The sequence below is a fragment of the Streptomyces sp. NPDC045701 genome (assembly GCF_056432045.1).
The window spans coordinates 1-2,123 of the sequence record NZ_JBWKJV010000169.1; the positions used below are offsets into that span (position 1 = coordinate 1).

The following is a 2,123-nucleotide window of genomic DNA, read 5'->3' on the forward strand; positions in this document are numbered from 1 at the left end:
CTCGGCCTCGGCGGCGGCGCCCTAGCCGTCGGCATCGCCCTCGCTGGCGCCGCCCTCGACGGCGCCAGCGCCGCCCTCGACATCGCCGCCCTCGCCACAGGACAAGACCAGCTCACCGACGACCTCAACGTCGCCTCCCTCGCCTTCGGAGCCGCCGGCATCCTCCTCGGAGGCGGCGCAGCCATCGGCACCGGCGCCAAGAAAATCGCCGCCGCAATAGCCACAGAGCCCGCAATAGCCACAAAGCAAATGCCAAAATCGGTCGGAGCGGCAATGCTCCGAAAGGCGCGAGCTGCTGGATACCAGAACCTTAAGATCAAGGATCGGACTGATGGAAGGCCGCCGAAGTACGACATTTTGTCCGGGCAGAGTTGGGACGAAAGGGAATGGGCTTCCAGTCAGAACATTGTAGCGAAAGCGCAATATCACGGCACGACCACAGACGCAGCACGAAATATCATCAAAGAGAGAAGCTTTAAAGTTCCCCAGCAATGGAGAAGTGGCCGCATTTATGGAGACGGTGTTTACACTACCCCGGTCAGAGAAGTCGCCGACGGGTACGTCCCGTTAACGGGAGGGAGCATCGTGCAGGCTCGCCTGGATCCCACTCAGAACCACCGTGTCCTGAAAATTTATAACGGTTTGGCGATTACCTCTGGTAAAAACGTGAGCGAAGGCATACACCTCCCGTCAATGAACTACCCGGATGTGAACAAGATGGCACGAGCTGGAACTCTAGGTGGCGACCTAAATTCGCAATACACTGCCATGTACATCAAAGACCCGAAGTACGTTATTACGTTCGACCCTAGGCACATATTGGTCGATAACACTTTTTCCGTGCCTAAACGTTCGTAACAGTCTCCCGTTGCACGGCTCGTGCCGGTCTGATCGTCAGACCGGCACGGCTCCAACGCTGATGCGCCACTGAGCGAACATGCGCAGGCATCGCGGGCGTCTCCCGCAACTTTGCCAGGGCCTTGCGCTTTGGCCGCGAGTCGTTTGTACTTCCGACAGATTTAGCGCACCCGACATTGATGCGCATCGCGAAGGGCTCCAGCTCCCGGCCAGCAGCGCGCAGCTCGGGCGAATATTCCGGGACTCCCTCGACGCAGCCTATTCCTTCCGGACTCTCCCGAACCCTACGTGAGTCCGTGTCCGTCAGGCTCGGGGCACCTCAGTAGAGGCTCCGCCGCAGTAAATCCGGGGTGTTTACTGCGGCAGAGCCTTCATGAGTCCCCATACGGCCAGAATTCCCGCCATGCCAATTTTGCCAGCCACGCACCCGACGGCGAGCCTTGTATCGGCAGCCATCCGAATGGCTGCCGAACGCATTCACCTGCCCACCGGAGCCATATTCACAGCGACAGAAGAAGCCACTAAACTTCCCACGAGTTTGCCGAAACCCTTGCCGCCCGAAGTGTCCGGCAATCCACCGGGCGAACCGGATCCTGTTTGACAATGCTGCGGCTGAATCGTTCTTCGGAAGATTCAAGACAGAAAATGTCCGCAGGTTCGACACCAAGGCGGAAGCACGACGGGAAGTCATACGATTCATCGAGGGTTTCTACAACCAATGCAGACTCCATTCCCGCATCGTGTACCGTCCACCATGGAAGTCCTCGACGAGTGTCCCGAACTCAAATCGCCGCCTGACCTTTGTTTCATCCCGGATCGCCGGGGTTTAGGATGGTTTAGGCATCGCGTTATGTAGAGGTGGATTTGGCGGTGAGTCTGCGTGTCATGAGACCCGGCGACTGGGCAATCCCGCGCGCCGGGTAAGGCCGCCCGACATGGCGTCGTAGTGGCAACCGTGCACCGGCCACGCCACGCGATGCCCCATAAGATCGCTTCCATGGCAGATGTCCGGTTGTTCAAGGGGGCTCCCGGCGGCACCGTCCGCTCACGCCGCAGCGCCGCGGCCGCCGTCTGGTATGTACGCGTCGTCGCCTTCTTCAACCTCCTCAGCGCTGTGTGGGTCTCCTTCGGCCAGGACCTGCGGCGGCACAACACCGACGACCACTTCACCCCTTACGACCTTGGGGGAAATACGGGGCGGCCCGGCCCGTGACATGAGAAGGGCCGTGCGGGTTGGGTGAGTTGTGATGCTTACCTGGGCCCGC

1 protein-coding gene and 1 pseudogene are annotated in these 2,123 nt (G+C 60.0%); both read left to right on the forward strand.

The window, feature by feature from the left end; translation table 11 throughout:
* A partial coding sequence (locus AC07DW_RS34140) for a hypothetical protein (protein WP_478861479.1) occupies positions 1–858 on the forward strand: 858 nt, incomplete at its 5' end.
* Between the two features lie 997 nt (positions 859–1,855).
* A pseudogene (locus AC07DW_RS34145) lies at positions 1,856–2,035 on the forward strand (phosphatidylglycerol lysyltransferase domain-containing protein); the annotation flags it as partial.
* Between the last annotated feature and the right edge of the window lie 88 nt (positions 2,036–2,123).